Below are 664 nucleotides of genomic sequence, written 5' to 3' on the forward strand. Positions count from 1 at the left end.
TCTCTTTGCGGCGATCTCCAGACATACTCTCGTATCAGGCGCCACCTCCATAACTTCCCCTAACCACTAGGCGTCTCGTTCGCCAATCAGAAACGCGTCGCGTTTCTGATGACGGCGTACAGCCAAGAGCGCTGGTCATCAATCTGTATCACGGTTTCGTCGACTGCAACGTGATCCGGGTCTTTGCCCTTGGCTGGCTGTAGACCGGCCTTCTGCACCCAGTTGTGCACGGTGGACCGAGCACGGCCGACGCCGAATCCCTCAAGTTCAGGGACGGTATTCGAGAATGACAATCCTGCGGGATGGAGTCGAATACGAGCTTCATCGCCCCGCTCGGTGTCGCTTCTCGCTCCACAAACGCTAACTCGAAGCAGTCGCTACCTCACTGAGGCGGCTGATTTCGGGCATAGAGCACTCAGGAATTCGGCTGCCTCATCATTCAACTCTAATCTGAACAGTGCCCCCAACTCACTACCAACAATTAACACCTTCCTCTACGAACTGGTGGCTATGTCGACGGATATCGTCTCGACGTTCGAATCATCGCTCGCCGCCCTCGATGTGGCCTGCACGCGGACGACACCCGCGGACTTCGCGGATGCGTTGGACGCGGCAATCGATGGCCGCGCGGTCGGCGTGCCGCTGGGGATCGACGGCGTCTCAC

General features: G+C 58.3%; 1 pseudogene. It reads right to left on the reverse strand.

Annotation, left to right across the window (positions count from 1 at the left end):
• Window positions 1-107 precede the first annotated feature (107 nt).
• A pseudogene (locus ABDZ36_RS01435) lies at window positions 108-408 on the reverse strand (transposase domain-containing protein); the annotation flags it as partial.
• Window positions 409-664 lie beyond the last annotated feature (256 nt).

Origin of the sequence: Halarchaeum salinum (assembly GCF_039520965.1) — an archaeon.
Classification (GTDB): domain Archaea; phylum Halobacteriota; class Halobacteria; order Halobacteriales; family Halobacteriaceae; genus Halarchaeum; species Halarchaeum salinum.